This window comes from Pontibacter rufus (genome assembly GCF_015694705.1).
Lineage (GTDB): Bacteria > Bacteroidota > Bacteroidia > Cytophagales > Hymenobacteraceae > Pontibacter > Pontibacter rufus.
In genome coordinates this window covers 15669-32022 of the sequence record NZ_JADQDR010000018.1, presented here as the reverse complement: position 1 = coordinate 32022, position 16354 = coordinate 15669, and the positions used below count along the sequence as shown (strand labels likewise).

Annotated in this window: 14 protein-coding genes; 4 read left to right on the top strand and 10 right to left on the bottom strand. The window is 43.3% G+C overall.

What is annotated here, in order from left to right; genetic code table 11:
• Positions 1-202: 202 nt before the first annotated feature.
• The 3 genes from I2I11_RS20825 to I2I11_RS20815 all read right to left on the bottom strand — a co-directional run bounded on the left by I2I11_RS20825 (position 203) and on the right by I2I11_RS20815 (position 3321).
• Complete coding sequence (locus I2I11_RS20825; RefSeq protein WP_370583031.1) at positions 203-1306, bottom strand: serine hydrolase domain-containing protein; 1104 nt, start codon at positions 1304-1306, stop codon at positions 203-205.
• Between the two features lie 218 nt (positions 1307-1524).
• Positions 1525-2781 (bottom strand): serine hydrolase domain-containing protein, encoded by a 1257-nt coding sequence (locus I2I11_RS20820; RefSeq protein WP_196269690.1) that lies wholly within the window; start codon positions 2779-2781, stop codon positions 1525-1527.
• Between the two features lie 159 nt (positions 2782-2940).
• A complete protein-coding gene (locus I2I11_RS20815; protein ID WP_196269689.1) occupies positions 2941-3321 on the bottom strand; it encodes a hypothetical protein in 381 nt (126 codons plus the stop codon).
• A 344-nt stretch (positions 3322-3665) separates the two neighbouring features.
• Here I2I11_RS20815 and I2I11_RS20810 point away from each other — a divergent pair, with 344 nt between their 5' ends.
• Positions 3666-5420, top strand: a complete 1755-nt coding sequence (locus tag I2I11_RS20810) for a tetratricopeptide repeat protein (RefSeq protein WP_196269688.1) — start codon at positions 3666-3668, stop codon at positions 5418-5420.
• A 262-nt stretch (positions 5421-5682) separates the two neighbouring features.
• Here I2I11_RS20810 and I2I11_RS20805 read toward each other — a convergent pair whose 3' ends face one another.
• The 4 genes from I2I11_RS20805 to I2I11_RS20790 form a co-directional block, all read right to left on the bottom strand.
• Positions 5683-5868, bottom strand: a complete 186-nt coding sequence (locus I2I11_RS20805) for a hypothetical protein (RefSeq protein WP_196269687.1) — start codon at positions 5866-5868, stop codon at positions 5683-5685.
• Between the two features lie 43 nt (positions 5869-5911).
• Complete coding sequence (locus I2I11_RS21630; protein ID WP_196269686.1) at positions 5912-6073, bottom strand: transposase; 162 nt, start codon at positions 6071-6073, stop codon at positions 5912-5914.
• A 92-nt stretch (positions 6074-6165) separates the two neighbouring features.
• The gene (locus I2I11_RS20795) at positions 6166-7662 is read right to left on the bottom strand and encodes an IPT/TIG domain-containing protein (RefSeq protein ID WP_196269685.1); all 1497 of its coding nucleotides are present in this window, start codon (positions 7660-7662) and stop codon (positions 6166-6168) included.
• Positions 7663-7664: 2 nt separating this feature from the next.
• Positions 7665-8777 carry an outer membrane beta-barrel protein gene (locus I2I11_RS20790; RefSeq protein WP_196269684.1) on the bottom strand — a complete coding sequence of 371 codons (1113 nt, stop codon included), beginning with the start codon at positions 8775-8777 and terminating at the stop codon, positions 7665-7667.
• A gap of 1225 nt (positions 8778-10002) precedes the next feature.
• Between I2I11_RS20790 and I2I11_RS20785 the strand changes: the two genes are divergently transcribed.
• A complete protein-coding gene (locus I2I11_RS20785) occupies positions 10003-10308 on the top strand; it encodes a hypothetical protein (RefSeq protein ID WP_196269683.1) in 306 nt (101 codons plus the stop codon).
• A 90-nt stretch (positions 10309-10398) separates the two neighbouring features.
• Here the strand turns inward: I2I11_RS20785 and I2I11_RS20780 are convergent, their stop codons facing one another.
• The 3 genes from I2I11_RS20780 to I2I11_RS20770 form a co-directional block, all read right to left on the bottom strand.
• Positions 10399-10893 (bottom strand): DinB family protein, encoded by a 495-nt coding sequence (locus tag I2I11_RS20780; protein ID WP_196269682.1) that lies wholly within the window; start codon positions 10891-10893, stop codon positions 10399-10401.
• 607 nt (positions 10894-11500) lie between these two features.
• The gene (locus tag I2I11_RS20775) at positions 11501-12364 is read right to left on the bottom strand and encodes an ImmA/IrrE family metallo-endopeptidase (RefSeq protein WP_196269681.1); all 864 of its coding nucleotides are present in this window, start codon (positions 12362-12364) and stop codon (positions 11501-11503) included.
• Positions 12364-12702 carry a helix-turn-helix domain-containing protein gene (locus I2I11_RS20770; protein ID WP_196269680.1) on the bottom strand — a complete coding sequence of 113 codons (339 nt, stop codon included), beginning with the start codon at positions 12700-12702 and terminating at the stop codon, positions 12364-12366. Before I2I11_RS20770 ends, I2I11_RS20775 begins: the two co-directional genes overlap by 1 nt.
• Positions 12703-12851: 149 nt before the next feature.
• Here I2I11_RS20770 and mblB point away from each other — a divergent pair, with 149 nt between their 5' ends.
• Together mblB and cap2-3 are read left to right on the top strand one after the other, a co-directional pair.
• Entirely contained in the window at positions 12852-14021 is a 1170-nt protein-coding gene (mblB, locus tag I2I11_RS20765; RefSeq protein WP_196269679.1) for an anti-phage 6A-MBL system MBL-fold protein, read from the top strand.
• Between the two features lie 8 nt (positions 14022-14029).
• Positions 14030-16291: an anti-phage 6A-MBL system cap2_3 protein gene (gene cap2-3 / locus I2I11_RS20760; protein ID WP_196269678.1), complete on the top strand. Its 2262-nt coding sequence runs from the start codon at positions 14030-14032 to the stop codon at positions 16289-16291.
• Positions 16292-16354 lie beyond the last annotated feature (63 nt).

The window sequence follows — 16354 nt, the reverse complement described above, 5'->3', positions numbered from 1 at the left end:
ACGTTGACCAACTTGGCCTGGGCTGTTGCCTGTTTGAGGCTTAACAACAATAGAAGAGATAAGCTTAAGCGGACCTTCCCGGGTAGCTTGGGCGACAGAGGCAGTAAACGTTGTTTTCATAAATTTTTGGGTTGAATGTATTGAGAAAATTATAATACATATTGTTTTTGTAGTAATATACAAAAAAGAGTAGGCCGCCCTACTACGGTTTGCCCGGATAGCCTAAGGCCGCCCGGGCCGCATACGCAGCATCAAAGGTGGCCCCGATGCATTTATCAAACGAGGTGTCTCCATCCAGGCCCTGGGTATAATCCCATAGAGGCAAATAAGCCACCACCGATACGCCCGTCAGCGGATCGTACGCCATCACGGCGATATTACCGATTCGGGCACTATTCTTACCATACCCCAGATTAGTACTGAAGGTGCCCCCCAGGCTATCCCTCTGCATAACCGTCACGGTTTGGGGCATTAACACGTTTTGGCCTTTCATCAAAGAACGTATATATTTATTAAGGGCTGCCATGGTCCCATACCCATTCCCTTCCCCTACCTGGGCGCTCATGTTGTAATCACCAAACGTAACCGTCTGGGTGGGATGCCGCACGGTGCCTTCTACCCGCGGAGCAGGCAATACGGTATCGTCGGCCCGGAAGGGGAAATGAACCGCTACGGGTACTGCTGCCTTTGTCCCTACGACATAATCCTGCAAATAATCGCTGTATGTTTTAGCCCCTCCACTTTTAACCGAATACACCCGTTCGATAATTTTGCCCAAAATAGCATAGCCCGTGTTGCTGTAATGATAATTCGTGCCTGGTGCCCAGTAGTAAAGCTGGTGAATGATTAGTTGATTGATCATCTCCTCGGTCGTAAATTGGTGGGCCGGATCCGCATTCTGGGTAGATTCGGTATAAGATAGCCCATTGAATCCCGGAACCGAATCATTATCCACATCAAAGACACCCGCCCGATGTTGGAGGAGCTGCTCCAAGGTAATCTGATCTTTGTAGGGGAAATTCCAGTCTGGTGTGTTGGGCACATAAGGGGTTTGTGTACCCGGAATGAAGTCAGTAATACGGGCTTTATAATTAACCCAACCTTCTTCGTGCATATTCAGCAGAGCGGTGGCGGTAAAGTGTTTAGTAATACTGGCAAAGCGAAAATTAGCCGTTTCTAAAACAGGATTGCTACCTGCCGGCACCGAGGAGGCAAAGATTTTTTCGGTGGGTGTCTGAATAAACACGTTTAGTGAGGGCACCGAATTTTGCAGGTCATTTTCCAGGGCAAGCCGAACGCTGTCCACCGCACGCTGGACCTTGATTTGGCTTAGGAATGGAGTATTTGGCAGGGGATCATCTGTACAGGCAACCAGCCAGCAGGCTAGCCCTCCAACCAGGCTTAAGACAACCGCCCGCAGCAGCCGGGCGGTTGTCAATGCGAATAAATCAGGTAACCAGAAGCGTTGCATGTTAAGTACAGCTTTAAGGCTTGGTCAGAAAAGAAAAAGAGAGCATCAGTTTGTTAGTGATTGACTATCTGTGCTCCTTCTATCCCCATATCCCGCAACCCATAGGCTAGCTCCAAAAATTCAGGACCGGGTTGTGGTTGACCATCGAGAAAATAGATAAATGTAGCGACAACCAGCACGGTGGTTTTGGTGGCGGGATCATAGCGCAGTCTTGACAAATAACTTGCATGAAAGCCGTCATGGCCGTATCCCAGCCCCTGATCGAACGTCAGCCCCAGGCCGTAACGCTCGTTCCCGGCATCGCCTGGTAGCATCTCCTTCATCAGAGCAACGTTGGCCGCCGAAACGCCGGCCTGCCCGGTTATGAGCAATTCCATCCATCGGGAAATATCAGCCGGCGTGGACACAATGTGGCCATCTGCTATAGTACTAGACATATTGTCCTCTACCGTTTCGAACGTATGCAGACTACCTTTATCATCGAGTATGGTAGCAAATGATTCAAGAAAGGAATCTCTCATCCGCTGGTCCGTTCCTGACACCACCCCATACGTATTGTTCAGGTGTAAAGGCTCAAAAAAGGTTTCGGTGATATAGTCGTTGAAGGACATGCCCGTTACCTGTTCCACAATCTTGGCCAGCAGATGATAGCCCGAGTTCGAGTAGTGGAACTGGGCGTTGGGGGTATGGTTGAACAGGCCGTTCTGGGCTATAACGCCAAACAACTCATCAAAGGTGAAGTTATGGTCATCCTGCTTGAGTTCGCCTCGGATGTAATCGCTGTACCGTTTACCGGCATATTCCTGATCCACGGTATCAGGAATATCTTGGTTGGTCACGTCAAACACACCCGCCCGGTGCTGGAGTAATAGCTTGATGGTAATCTGATCTTTATAGGGGATATCGTAGTCCGGCGTATTGGGTAGATATTTTGTAATGATGTCATTAATTGACAAAAGACCTTGCTGGTGCAGGCGCATGATGGCGGCCGCCGTAAAGGTTTTGCTGATGCTGGCGATTCGGAAATGGGAATTATCCTGCACCGGAGGCGTAATGTTGCTTGATACCAGATACGTACCGGACGGGCTGCTTATTCGCATAAAAATGCCTCCCTGCTTGATTCCCCATTTGGAACTGAAATGATTAAAAAGGCTATCGTTCAGTTGCTGAAGTCTGGCTTCTGTGCCTTTGAGTGGTGGTAGTTCTTCATCCTCCCAGGAACAGGACTGCATCATAAAGCTGACTAGCAGAAGCGTAAAGATTAGCGTAGGAAAAGAGCGAAGTTTCATGACTTGATTGTGAAGTTTCATAGCTTGAAAGATTAAGTGAAAATATTTTTTGATGTTGAATAGGTTAGAGGGGGAATGTTAGCTTGGCCAGTCGTAAACCTGACCTTCTGCGGAAACTCATCACTTTTAGGCTAAAAGAGCTGGAAAGCTTATTTATATTACCCGTTCTATTTTAGTTGATTATACACGAAAACAGTGAGGCAAGTGTACCGATAACTGCTCCAAACGAGGTGGAGAATTGTTCAGCCCTTGGCCGAATGGCGAAAACTTCTGGTAGAAACGCCGAATTATTTTGAAAAAACCCGGATGATATAATTTAAGATAATCCGGGTATTCTTTAAACCCAACCTGAACCTGTTGGCCTTGGGTCCAGCCAGCGCCTGGTGCCAGCGCTGCTTGCCCGGCGGAAAAGTTATCTTTATCCAGTGTTATAGCAGGAGCGTACTCATGCGTTTTGGCATGGGTACTAAAGGAAGGAAATAAGCTAACCAGTAAAAGGAGAAAGAACCCGTAGTGTTGAAATCCTTTACCACGAACTTGAAATTGTAAAGGTCTTAGCATAAACTATAAGTTTAGGAGGTTAAATTTTGGGGGGTGATATTTAAACAAGAAAAGCTAAAACATTCGGTAGGATATAATTTTATGTAAATGAAAACTTCAGAGCAGTACCTGGACCTTTTCGGCAAAGCAAAATACAACTAAAAGCTAGTAGCACCCTATTTTGCCCCTAGGACAAAAGCATGGACAAATGCAAAACATGGTCTTAAACTATAACCTAATGCATTTTTTAACCTGTTAAACCCGGACTGCTTGTAAATATTAGGTAGTATTTTTACTAGGAAGAAAGAAAAACTCAGAAAAAATTTTTCTATTTTGGGCGATACACTCTTATGTACCAGCTTTTTATGAAGTGTTCAGGCAGTATCCTGGTAATAGTTTTTGCCCTGCTGGTGCAGCTAAGCGCGGCCGCTCAGACCCGTTTTCTAGCCCAGGCGCCAGCCGACAGGCGTTTACCTCTTCTTTGGCAGTACTGCTCGGATAACCTGATTTCGGATTGGAATTCTACCGCCAGCCACCAATTTTTAGAAGCGGTGGCCTACACTGCCGACAGCCTTGGCGACGAAAAATTAAAAAGCTACGCCCAGTACTTTCAAAAATGCTCCCGTATTCTTTTTTCGGAGCGCTACGAACAGCATTTCCCTGTCGGCAATTATCGGTCGGTAGTAGCGGTACTGGCGCACACCAAAGCCTGGGCCAAGGAAAATAATTACCTTGACATAGCGGCTGCTTGCGAACATGTTACTGGTGGCGTGTATTTTCGGGCAGCACGTTATGGGGAAGCCTTCGAGCATTTACTAAAAGCCCAAAAGGCTTTCCAGGAGATTGGCTACGGGCAAGTACCAAATGCTTCAGGCTATCTCTTCGAACTGGGATTATGCTATTACCAGTTCGAAGAATTAGACAAAGCCCTGGCCTCTTTTCTGGCGGCTATCCGCTTTCCGTTTTATATTCCGCGTATGGAAATAAATACCCTCAATACCATTGGACTTATCTACAGCCAGCAAAAAGACTGGGGTAAAGCCAAAGTATATTACCGGAAAACCATAGCAAAAGCGGCCGCCTGTCAGGATAAAGTTTGGGTTGGGATAGGCATGGGCAACCTCGGGCAAGCTTTGCTGGCGCAGGATAAGAACGACTCCGCTCTGGTGTATCTTCGCCGCAGTTATAAGATAACCAGCGATGTTGCCAACCGTGCGCCGGAAGATGCCGCTTATTCATCGCTGGCCATGGCAAAAGCCTTTTGGAGACAGCAGCAACCCGATAGTGCCTGGCATTACATCCGTTCGGGCCGGCAACTTGCGCGGAACTATATCCGGGATTCGACAGAAAGCTTAGAATACCGCTGGCGTTTACTCTCAGTTTTAGTAGAGTTAAACCAGGCAGCCGGCAATTATCAAACGGCGTTACAACTATCCGATTCTTTGAATATTATCAAAGATAGCCTGCAGCAATCTTATGATGCCAGAATCCTGAGCCGGGCAACCAATAAAGTTGAAGTAGAACGTTACCAGGCGGAACTAAAGTTATTAGAAAGTCAGAAAAACCTGAACCAACTACGTTTTTACCTGCTGATTGGTACTGTGCTCGCGATAACAGTGATAATGGGTTTACTTTTCCACCGTTTCCGCATGCGTAAGAAAAGGCAAATGGAACTAGCCGAAAAAGAACTGCGCCACGCGGAAGAATTATTAGAGGCTTACCTGAATGCCCTGAAAGAAAAAACTACTCTGGTTGAAAGTTTAACGGCCGAACTGCACCAGTTGCCAGTTTCCAACAACCCCATCAGGTCAAATGTGGGCATCAAAATCGAGAGCCTGATTTCCAGTACCATCCTGACCGAGGAGGCATGGCAGCACTTTCGTCGTTTATTCGAGCAGGTTTACCCGGGTTTTTTATATAGCCTCAAGGGGAAATTTCCTGATTTATCACCGGCGGAAACACGATTGCTGATTCTGACTAAGTTAAACCTATCTACCCGGGATATGGCCCATACCTTGGGTATTTCCGTAGATTCTATTCGCAAAGCCCGTTACCGCCTCCGCAAAAAATTTAACTTGGAAGAAGAAGCCGCCCTGGATGTTATGATTCAAAATATTTAAGAAGCGAGAATGGCTAGTTTATAGTTGTTTTTTACTCGGGCACGCTTAGAGGAACGCCTGTTGGCTTCTGCTGGACTTCTCGTCGGGGTGCTTGGCTTTGATCATGTTTAGTTAGCTTCATTTCCCTGCAGCAGTGGCAGTCTATCAATAATATTCGATTCGAGTATTTAAGCTGTTTATGGAAGGAGGTCTTGAGCCTTTGCTTGTTATAGCTGATAAGTAAGCTTATGTTAAACAAGCCGTGTATCTAAGGTGAGTCTTTTTACTTCACGTACTGCTCCTGTTCGGTCTTTCTAACTAAGCCATAAAGCGTTTGCAGCAGGCTGTATATTTGCCGCAGGCGCTGGGGTTGTTGTGGTTTTGCTACAGGCATGAACTGACGTATAAGGTCTTCGGCAGTGGCTGGGCGCTCGTGCAGGTTGAATGGTCTTCTGTAGGGCCTCGACATCGGTCGGCAGCTTGTCTGCAGGCAGTTCTCGCAGCAGCCCGGCTCAGCTAATTTTATGTGGTTTTCTCATGCGCCTTCGGTATTCCTTAACCCAACGGTGCAGGCTACGGTAATCAACACCACATCTATCGGCCACTTCTCGATAGCTCTGCCCGGACGTGAGATACTCATCTACAATACGTTCTCTTAATGCTTCGTCCTTCATTTTCGTTGACTTTTTGTCAACCTCTTTCAGGACGATATAGTCTCTATGTAGATAGTAAGTGCATTCATTTTTATCTATTGTTACACACTTTTTTAGTTCTCGACAGGATTAAATTCCCAAATTTCTCTCAATATTCCAGAATATCTAGTGGAGCCGGACAACACATATCCTTTGTCTTTTATTCCAAAACTTGCATTAACACTCATGCTTGTAGGACAATTTTGAAAATGTCTCCAACTGTCATTGAGTTGATCATATTTCCAGATTTCATCAGAAACATAACCATCTCCCCATTCGAAATTACTTCCAAGCCCTACATAAGCAACTCCATCTATCACCATACATGCATATGAACCATATGCATCAGATGGTAGAGGTGTTTTACTTTCCCATGAATCGGTAGCAACATCATATTTCCAGAAAGTATTAATTGCAAATGCCGATTGACTGACTCCAAGATAGCCTGAATTTTCAATTGTAAACGAAAAGCTCCCCCAAACTGGATAAGTTGTTTTGGTAAAATCCTCCGGGAAATCCGCTTTTCGGATCCATGTATCATTATTCGGATTGTATGACCATAATTTTTGATTTTTATAGCAGAACCCTATAAATCCAACTTGATCGAAACTCATGGTAAAGGTATAGTCATCACGAATAATATTATCTGGAAAATTCGACTTCTGAGCCCAAACATTGCTACTTGGATCGTATTCATAAAAACCGTTTTCAAGTAAGGCATAGCCCTTGTTTAAAATGGTGAATGCTTTGGGATACCGACCAGCGTTCTGTGGTAAATTAAATGATTGCCAAGTTTTATTTGAAGAATCAAACTTCCATCCTGTCGATGAATTTGGATTGATAATATAGGCACTATTAGCTATGGTGAATGATGTTGAAGCAGAGTTTATGTTATGAGTTGAACTTTGTTTCAACCAAGGAAAATATATATCAAATTTATCATTGGAATTTACAGGCATACCAGCTGTTATAACCGTGATGTCTACTTTTCCTGGTTCCGTTACTTGAGGTACTTTAACATATATTTTTGTATCTGTAGCGGAGTCAACTGTCGCAATATATTGACCAAACAGTACAGTGTTGCTTTTCGCTGAGAAGCCGAAATTTATTCCAGTAATTTCAATGCTTGTTCCTACCGAACCGAATTTGGGTTGAAAATCAAAAATTTCAGGTGGCTTACTACCCTCACTAGTAAAAGGCAGTTCTGAACCGTACACAAGAAAACTTTCAGTTCGTATGAAAGGCCGAACATAGTAAGTTTGACCTTTCATTAAGCCGGAATTAATCTCCAAAACAATGTTTCCAGTTGTAAGCTTAGACGAAATGCTTTTAAAATTATCTATTTCAATATTTAGGTTTGGCTGATCTCCCCACACAAACCCATAAGATGAAACGGTTTCGTTCCCTAGACTTGTAACATTAGCGGTGAACTTTGCACCAGAATCAGAAGTGCTTACCTCTTCCATTATAGCAATTGGATAGTCCTTTGGTGCTATCTCTGCATCTTGGCAACTTACTAAAAGAATAAGTCCTAAAAGTAAAATATTCAGTCTGTTTATGGGGATTTTCATTGTCAAAAGGAAAAGCTAACCAAAATTTCTAATTGCGTTTTTTGAAAAGTAATGTCATTTCCAGGAAACTGATTAAATCTAAGCTCTCCCGCAGCAATTCTTCTAAAGTCCAGATTGCGTTGCAATCCTATTCCAAGAGAATAGCCTACCATACTTCTAGAAATGAGTGTCTCCTGCTGGACCTCGTCGATGGTTACTGTAGTTTGATCAATAGAGGATTCGTAGATTTTGCCTTTGTTTGTTAAATGATATAAGTAAGAGCCACCGGCATCAATAAATGGTCTCCAACCTAAAGTTGGCAGAGTATAACGCAACAATACTGGTACATTTACTGAAGTTGTATTAACAACAACATCTATAGTCGATTGAGGAGTTGATGAGTTAACCGAAAAGCCGCTTTTAGTAACATTAACTCCAGTATTCAAAGAAAAGTAACTTTTTTCAATTGGGAGATCGGCAAAAACTCCAAATAAGGCCGAAGAACTAGGTGTGAAAGAAATGCCGTTAAGATGTTCACTCGACACACTTGTAGACACGCCCAACGATGTTCTACTATAACCCGCAATTATACCAAATCGAGGATAAGGGAATGGTCGATTATTGCCGTTGTTGTACATGGAAATAATCTTTGAAAGCGATTTCCTATTGTATTTGACTAGCTGTACTTGCTCCGCCTCCCATTCAAAGTCACTTGTATTTTCTAATATATGCTTTCGAAAATCATCTTTAGAAATTTCAACAAAGATAGTACTGTCCTTTTCCAAAAAATACGTTTTAATGCCTTTTGCAGTAAAGTAGTAGAGAGAAATTTTTCCATGTTCAAGCCGTTCTAAAAAGACCTTTTTAATCTGTCCCGAAACTGAAATACTCTTAGATAAATATACAGTACCATTTTTGAACCCATATTCTGTCAATTGTTCAGCAGAATACCTTATCTCACCATTCTTACTTTTCAATCGAACAAATTGTGCGTTATCTTTGGCCGTTCCTTCCATCAATTTAATTCCATAAGTTAATAAACTATCTGTTGCGATGTAATCACTTTTTTGGGAGTATGCACATTGTATTGATAAAATAAGGATTGCAGCAATAATCCAGCTCTTTATTTTGTTCATCTAATTTCTTCGTTGTGAAAGTAATTGTGTGTAGCTACAATATATATGAAGTTATTCTGTTTAGCCTACTAACTGTGGTGGCTAAACGGAATTGAATTGCGAATATAATATATAATAAACTTATAATTTATAAAATTCCCGTCAGTTTCCTAATTTCAAAACACAGCGATATAAGAAGACATCCAGCAGCTTGAGGATAAATGTATCTGGTGTATTATTTCCCTCTCTTTTTGCCGTCTCGCTAAACTAATTCCTTTAAACCGGGAGACACTGAGTTTATGGTACATCAAACAAGCGACCTTCGCCCGTAGTTCGGCCTGGCGGCCTGTACCTTAGTACTCATACTTCGCTGCTTTTCCAGGTTTAAGGCCAAGTCTGTTTTTTAAAGTCGGAAGCTGATTTTACCTTTGTTACAAGCCCTCCACGGTGGTAGTAGGTATGTAAAAGGCTGTGTAAAAACTTTACACAGCCTTTTACATACTCGGCAGACGGTATACTGCACTCTCAAATGCCTGTCTGGCGCTTTCACGCTTTATAACTTTGCTTCCCATGGCCAAAGAAAAGACTAAGCAGGTGCCAGCTGGCGACATCACCCCATTGAAGGGTACCGTAAGGGTAGGCAACTTAGGTTTAGCGTTATTCTCAGGGTTAATGGTTATGGGACGTGCAGCACCATCCTGAGCTTTAACAGGTATATGAATGAAAAGAGCGATAGCGGCATGAGAGAATACGTGCGCGAGCTGATGGAAAATGCCGAGTACCAGGAATTCAAAGCCCTTCGCTCCTGAAGTTGCTTTTCTTTCCCTTTTGTACTCATTCCTGCTGATTGAGTAATCTTATATTATTGTGTTTACTGGTATTGTTAGCTGCTGGGGGTGGCGCCAGCTTTGCTCAGGGTGGGCAAGGCTACGGTGCGATAAGTGGAGGAATGAAGCAGTTTGGATGTAGCGCAGCTCATCAAAGCGCGCAAAGACGAGCCTTGGCGTAGGGTAACGCGGGCACGGGAAGCTCCCGGACAAAGGAGCATCATTTGGCTGGGTGCTAGACGGAGGGGCGAAGCATGCCGGGGAGGGCAGCCTTCACGACAGGGCTTCAATTTAAAGATTCTTTCACCGCATCCAGGTTCTTATAACATGTGAACGTCTGCATGACGATTATTGCCAATCCTGAACACCGGTATTTTCGGTAAACTTAGAGAGGGTAAGACGCTAAGGTGATAGGACCTTTGTCGTATGTGGAAGGCGACTTTCTGTTCTTCGCCTTCTACAGGCATGTGGCGTGGCATTTCGAGGGGGAGGGAGAAACCAGAGACAACGTGACGGAAAAGCGGTTCTATATCATCGGCGGCAAGCCCCTGCAGTGCCTTGAGAAAAATTTTTCCTTCACATCGCCCGCATCCGCAGACATGCGATCACGGACAGCGGCAAACAGAGAGACGGACTGCTCCATGCTTAGGGCTGTTCTGGACAGCTTCAAGTCGCTCGCCAAATACAGAAGCCAGGAGAAATATCCTGATTGTCTTGGAGAGTAGGCTAAAATGCCTTGGTATTTACCGACTGGACCGATTTGAAACAGAGCTCAGGAGCTGCCAGTTTCAAGGAGGCTCCTGAGCTGTTGACTACTAGCCCTGCTCGTCGGCACTTGGTCCGTAGCTACCCGGGATAGGGATGTCGAGCAGCCGCAGGTACAGGCCGAGCTGTGCCCTGTGATGGATTGTCTGTGCCAGTGCATGGCGAACAGTCTCATACTTCGACAGGGTCATGTACACGGCATCACTTTTACGCAGCGTCCAGGGCTCTTCCAGCTGCTCCTCTGTTGCCTGATCCATATCTGCTTTCGCCTTTGCCAGGTTCTTCTCGAACAGCATTAATAGCTCTTCCGTGCTATTGGCATTGCCAGGATTGTAAGGGCTGGCAGCAAAGTCGAGTTCGTCGGTTGTAACAGCTAGGGTTATCCAGGTGGGCAAATCGGCAATGTGCAGTGCAAGGTCTTTGACAGGCATGCTTTTGGGGTGAGGCCGCCAATCGTATTTGTCGTCTGGCACGATTGTTAGCATTTTGCGGGTTCTCAGCCCTTCTTCATCAATTTCCTTCAGAAGCTTTTCGATAATTTTCATAGGTTTATGTTACTGTTTAGTATGAAGTAATTATACTAATTGAATTAGTATTTACCAACAAATTTAGTTTAATTATTATCATACATAGAAGTTTCTTTTTAGAGAAGGCCTAACTAAGGTCGATGCTGGCAATCAGTGTTGTGCCATAGACGATGGTTCTGCTGCTTTTCTGCCTTGTGCTTCTTGAAAGTTTTATAAGTATCATTATGTAAAGCAGGGACGTCAGTATAAGCTATAAGTGGCAGTTATCCGACATTTCAGATACGATCTAACTGCAGGGCTGCGGCAGCAAAATTAGTAACATTAACACTGATAGGTGACATCTAATGAGGCCGAGTTGCGGCTTGAACGGGATAACATTTTTGAGCGTGCGTTTGTAAAATGTTATATGTACACAAATGTGTGAAACTGCACCTGGCGTTGTCTGATGATTTACTAACTGCTGTACCTTATCGTGCGAGGTGATGAGCAGGAGGGAGGCTTATGTGAAAATTACTAGCTAGGATCGACAGCTATTTATAAGTAATCAGCCACTAACAATTTAAGCGCTCGCTTATTTTTCTGTTTGCACAAATCTTGATAAATCTACCAAATGATATATTGGGATTTAACTTCTAGATCGATTCTCCCCTCGTGGAAAAAACAAGACAAATGCATTGAAGGAGTTATTAAAAAAATGATAAGCGCAGTCAATAGCTTCCCCCTCTAATGAAATAATTTCAATGCTGCCCCGCTCGTGGTATTTCTTCTGAAAATAATAATCTTTAACAAAAGCCCATTTATATCCCAGTTCCAGCGGTACGTGTATTTCCCCAAATTCAGACACAAATGTTGAGGAAAGGAAGATATCTCGAAGGGAGCAGCTTACAAAAGAGCCTTGGGGTGAAACATTCTCTAAGACTATTAACCCACAACGTTTCTTGTTTGATTCAACATACCGTCTAAGGGAGGCATGTACAGAGGCACCAAACTTCTTTGCTAATGCCATGGGTGCCTTCATGCCAAACCCGAGCTTACTCATCTCGGCTTGAAAGCGGTCGAGCTGGAACAATGTCGCAGAGGCGAAGTAATTGGCCTCCGCCTCGAATTCCTCATTTGTCTGTTCACTAAGGCTTACGTCATCATCCATGAACTCATGTAAGCTTCTCTGCCATGGTAGTACTTCATGGCCGACTTCATGCAGTTTCACAAAGTTGCGTTTGGAATCGGATAAGTTCAGATCCAGATAAATAACTTTCTCTTCTCTGTCAAGTATGCCCCTTATCTTGGCTAAAGCACTAAACAGCTTATTATCCGCTTGCTCTATATAATTAGTGTGTATCCTTGAAAGGCTTAAATCATTGTTGACTGACAACTCAGAGAAGGAAATGATCTTATCAACTGGGGTAGGGAATACACCAAGGCACTTGCTACTGGTCAGTATCTCATTTGCGACCTTTTCAATATTCCTCCTGGTATGCTCTTCCAGCATTATTTATTCTTGCTAAACCGAAGGAATTTAAGATACTCTATCAATGCCTCTTCTTCCTCTTTGGAAAGACTATCAGCGGAGAAGGCTACAGAATTCAGCACACTAGCCTTATCGTCTTCTTTTTTCTTAATTGCCCCAGATGCAGCCATTAAGTTGTTCAGCTCTAGGTTATAGAGGGAGGAAAGTTTATATAAAATATTGGCAGATGGGTTTTTAATCTTGTCATTTTCAAGTTGACTCAGATATGCATTCGAGATGCCAGTAGCGTCTTCTACCTGACGCAACTTAAGAGAGTTCTGCTCCCTTGCCTCTTTTAAGGTTTTGCCCAATGTTTTCATTACAAACCTTATGTGTTAAGACTGCAAAGATACAGATTATATCTAAATATATCAAGCATTGCTTGCTACAAGATAGATATACTTAATTTTGCTTGATATATTTAGATTTTTCTTCATACCTTTGAAGAAACCGATATATAGATATTATCATGGCAGACTCAAAGATCAAGTATTATCCAGTAGACAACGGTGATATGTCGTTGATCCTTCTTCAAGACGGCACTTCAATTCTGGTCGACTGTAACATTAGGCAGAGTTCAATCGGCAGCACGGACTCAAAGATTTATGACGTAAAAAAGGACTTACTTTCCTGCATAAAGAAAAGAGATACTAATCCTTATGTTGATGTATTTATCTTAACTCATGGTGACTGTGACCACTGCCGGGGCTTTAAAAGTAACTTTTACCAAGGTGATCCAACTAAATATAGTGCTGATGATAGGAAAGAGAATCGGATTCTGATTGACGAGATGTGGTTTTCACCTATGATCGCGGAAGAGCACACCAATGATGATGAGGATGCATACCAACAGGAAGCTGAGAGAAGGATTGAACTTCACCGTAGCAAAGACGCAGACAAAGATAAGCCAGGTAACAGGATAAAGATAATAGGTTACGACGGTAATAAAGAGTATAAGGACATTGACCATCTACGTACTACCCCTGGCAAGGTGGTGGACGTTTTCAACAGCAAGAAGCAGACAACGTTCTCTGTGTTCATACATGCCCCATTCAAAGAGCACTTAGCCTCTGCTGAGAAAGACAAGAATTCGACTAGCATTGTCTTTCAAGCAAGATTCAAAAATGCCTCATACGACACCAAGTATGCCTGTCTTGCGATCTTCGGCGGGGATTCCGACCACTATTCATGGGAAATCATCTTAGAGAAAACTAAGAGACATAAGAATGATGAGAAAGAACAGGCGCTGGATTGGGATATTTTCCTTGCTCCCCATCATTGCTCATGGTCATTTTTCAATGACAGGCCTCAATCAGAAAACCCCGATCCTAAAGAAACCTCATTAGAGGTGCTTGATTATAAGAGAACAGGTGGTAAAATTATTGCCTCCTGTAAGAAGATACTGGATGAGAAGCCAAATCCTCCCCATTATGAGGCAAAGGAGGAGTATGTGAAAAAATTAGACAAAGCTTCGGATCTTCTTAATACGGCCGTATACCCAAAGGAGTCTGAACCTAAACCGATTGAGTTTATCATAACCAGTGGAGGCCCAACTCTTTCCCCAACAAAAAAGGTGGGTAGTGCTATTGGATCTGCTGGCGGAGCAGGGGCGGCATCATCGGTTGTGAAACAGGGTTAAAAATAGGTATGCTGCATAGTGATTCATTGCAACTATATAGTGGCGAACTTTCCGACGATATTAAAATCGGCTTAGGGGAGATCCGCGACTTCTTTGACTTGGAGAATGTAGTGGTTTTGACATATGATGAAGATCATATAGCCATACCTGTTACTTATAAGGTATCTCTTCCCCCTTTGGGAACAGTAGGCGGCATTGACATACGCAGCGAGGAACCTGTTCTTATAAAAATATCCCTCAGGAGATACCCTGATCAGATACCTTTGATCCTAAGCGACCGCAAGGATTTTCCAAAGAAACACCTCGCGCATCTTTATGTGTCAAGAATATCGGAGGATCCAGGTAAATTTTGCATTGTAAGAAACAACCCAAATGAGTGGTTTGCAGGGGCCAGAATGTGGGATTTATTGGCCGTTGGGGAGCAGTGGTTGTTTAAGGCAGCAACCGGCCGTCTCTCAGATGACGGGGAGGAATTTGATCCTATTCGTCTGGAAGGCTATAACGGGTACCATGTTTATAAATATGATCTACTACATGACGTAGTGAGCAATGATCAGAGGTTCCTCCCTGAGTTAGGGATGGCTCTGCTTTTCTCAAATATTTTAAGTGATGAGGAAGAAAAATATGGGGCATTAACTTATAAAACTTTGTCATTTGTTCCTTTTATCCAACTAGCCAATTTTATCAAAGTCATTGATGAACTGCATAAAAGGACAGATGGGAAAACGGTGTCACCACTTCTTTCTATTTTGGTGTGGAGAGAGGATGATGAGGTTGAAGAAGAATACTGCACTAGCCTTCCTAAAAATTACGGTGAGCTAAGGCTGTACTTTAACATCCGAGGAATAGATATTGATGGTGTGTTGGCAATTTATCAAAACTTTGGCCTACAAAAGAGGAGAGGAATTCCTATTATACATGCCATAAAAAGACCAAAGAAGATGGTTGGGTACGGCGGGCATTACGAGTTCATCAACTTCTCTGTTTTGACCCCAGAAGGAAAAGGCCAAACCATACCAGAAGATGCAAAAGTACTGAACCTATCTCACCTGGAGCCTTTCAGCTCCATCCTGGCTGCCAAACTCTCAGGTGAAACAAGATCTGCAAAAACGCTTTACATTGGCGCAGGCTCCTTGGGGTCAAAGATTATTATACATGATGCAAGAAGCGGAAAGATGCATATTGGTGTGGTGGATGAAGACAAATTCTTGCAACACAATCTGGCTCGTCACGCATTGTACCATGATAAGGTAGGCTTGAATAAAGCAGATGCTATTATCAAGCAGATTTCAGATATGTTTGAAACTGATAGTACTAAAGGCCTCCGTGCTTATGCTATGTCAGTTGAAGATGTTAAGGATAATGTGTTCGAAGACTATGAGTGGCTGGTAGATAGTTCAGCAAGTCTGCTTGTACAGAATTGGCTTTCAAAAAAGGTATTACCAGCTACGCTTAAAGTTAGTCGTTGCGAGATTGCTGATGACGGAAGACTTGGGCTGCTATACATCGAAGGTGAGAAAAGAAATCCGCGTATCGATGACTTAATAAATATGGCGTATTATTCTGCTATAGTCAATGATGCGCTTAAGTCATGGAGAAGGCGCGATTCGCAGAGAGTGTATAGCACAATCGACGTCGGTTTAGGTTGCAGCTCTACGACTACAGTAATGCCAGACGATATAATATCCTTGCATTCGTCTGTATTCTCCAGGTTACTTCACCAAGAACAAAGCAATCCTTCGATTGGTAGCAAGGGGCTTATCTATTTAAGCCAAATGGAGATAGAGGGTATACCGAAGTTACGAAGCGATAGCATTACAGTATCCGCCTTTGAAAGTTACTTCTGCATAGAAGGAAGTGGTTGGGAAGTTAGAATGGCGGCAAGTATTTCCGCAAGGCTGCTAAATCTATGTAAGCAGAACGGTAAGATAGAGACTGGAGGTGTTCTGGTGGGAATGGCAAATTATAAAACAAAAACAATCCATGTCTTTGATATAATTGAGGAGCCGCAAGATAGTATAGGAACCTGCACTGGGTTCTTAAGAGGAGTGAAGGGATTACCAGAGTGCATTAACGTGATCAAAGAATCCACAGGAGGTGTTGTTGGCTATATTGGTGAGTGGCACACTCATCCTATGAATTTGGAAGGCTTAAGTAATAGAGATAAGGCTACAATAGGAGAACTGGTTATTTTAAACAGGAAAGAGCCTATACCTACCTGCGCCATAATTGTCACCGGTAGTAAAATTTTGCCATTTGTTTTCTTATAACCATTATCAAGAATTTCCTGCGGAGTATAGATGCTAACTATAATATAATCGACCCTTAAACTT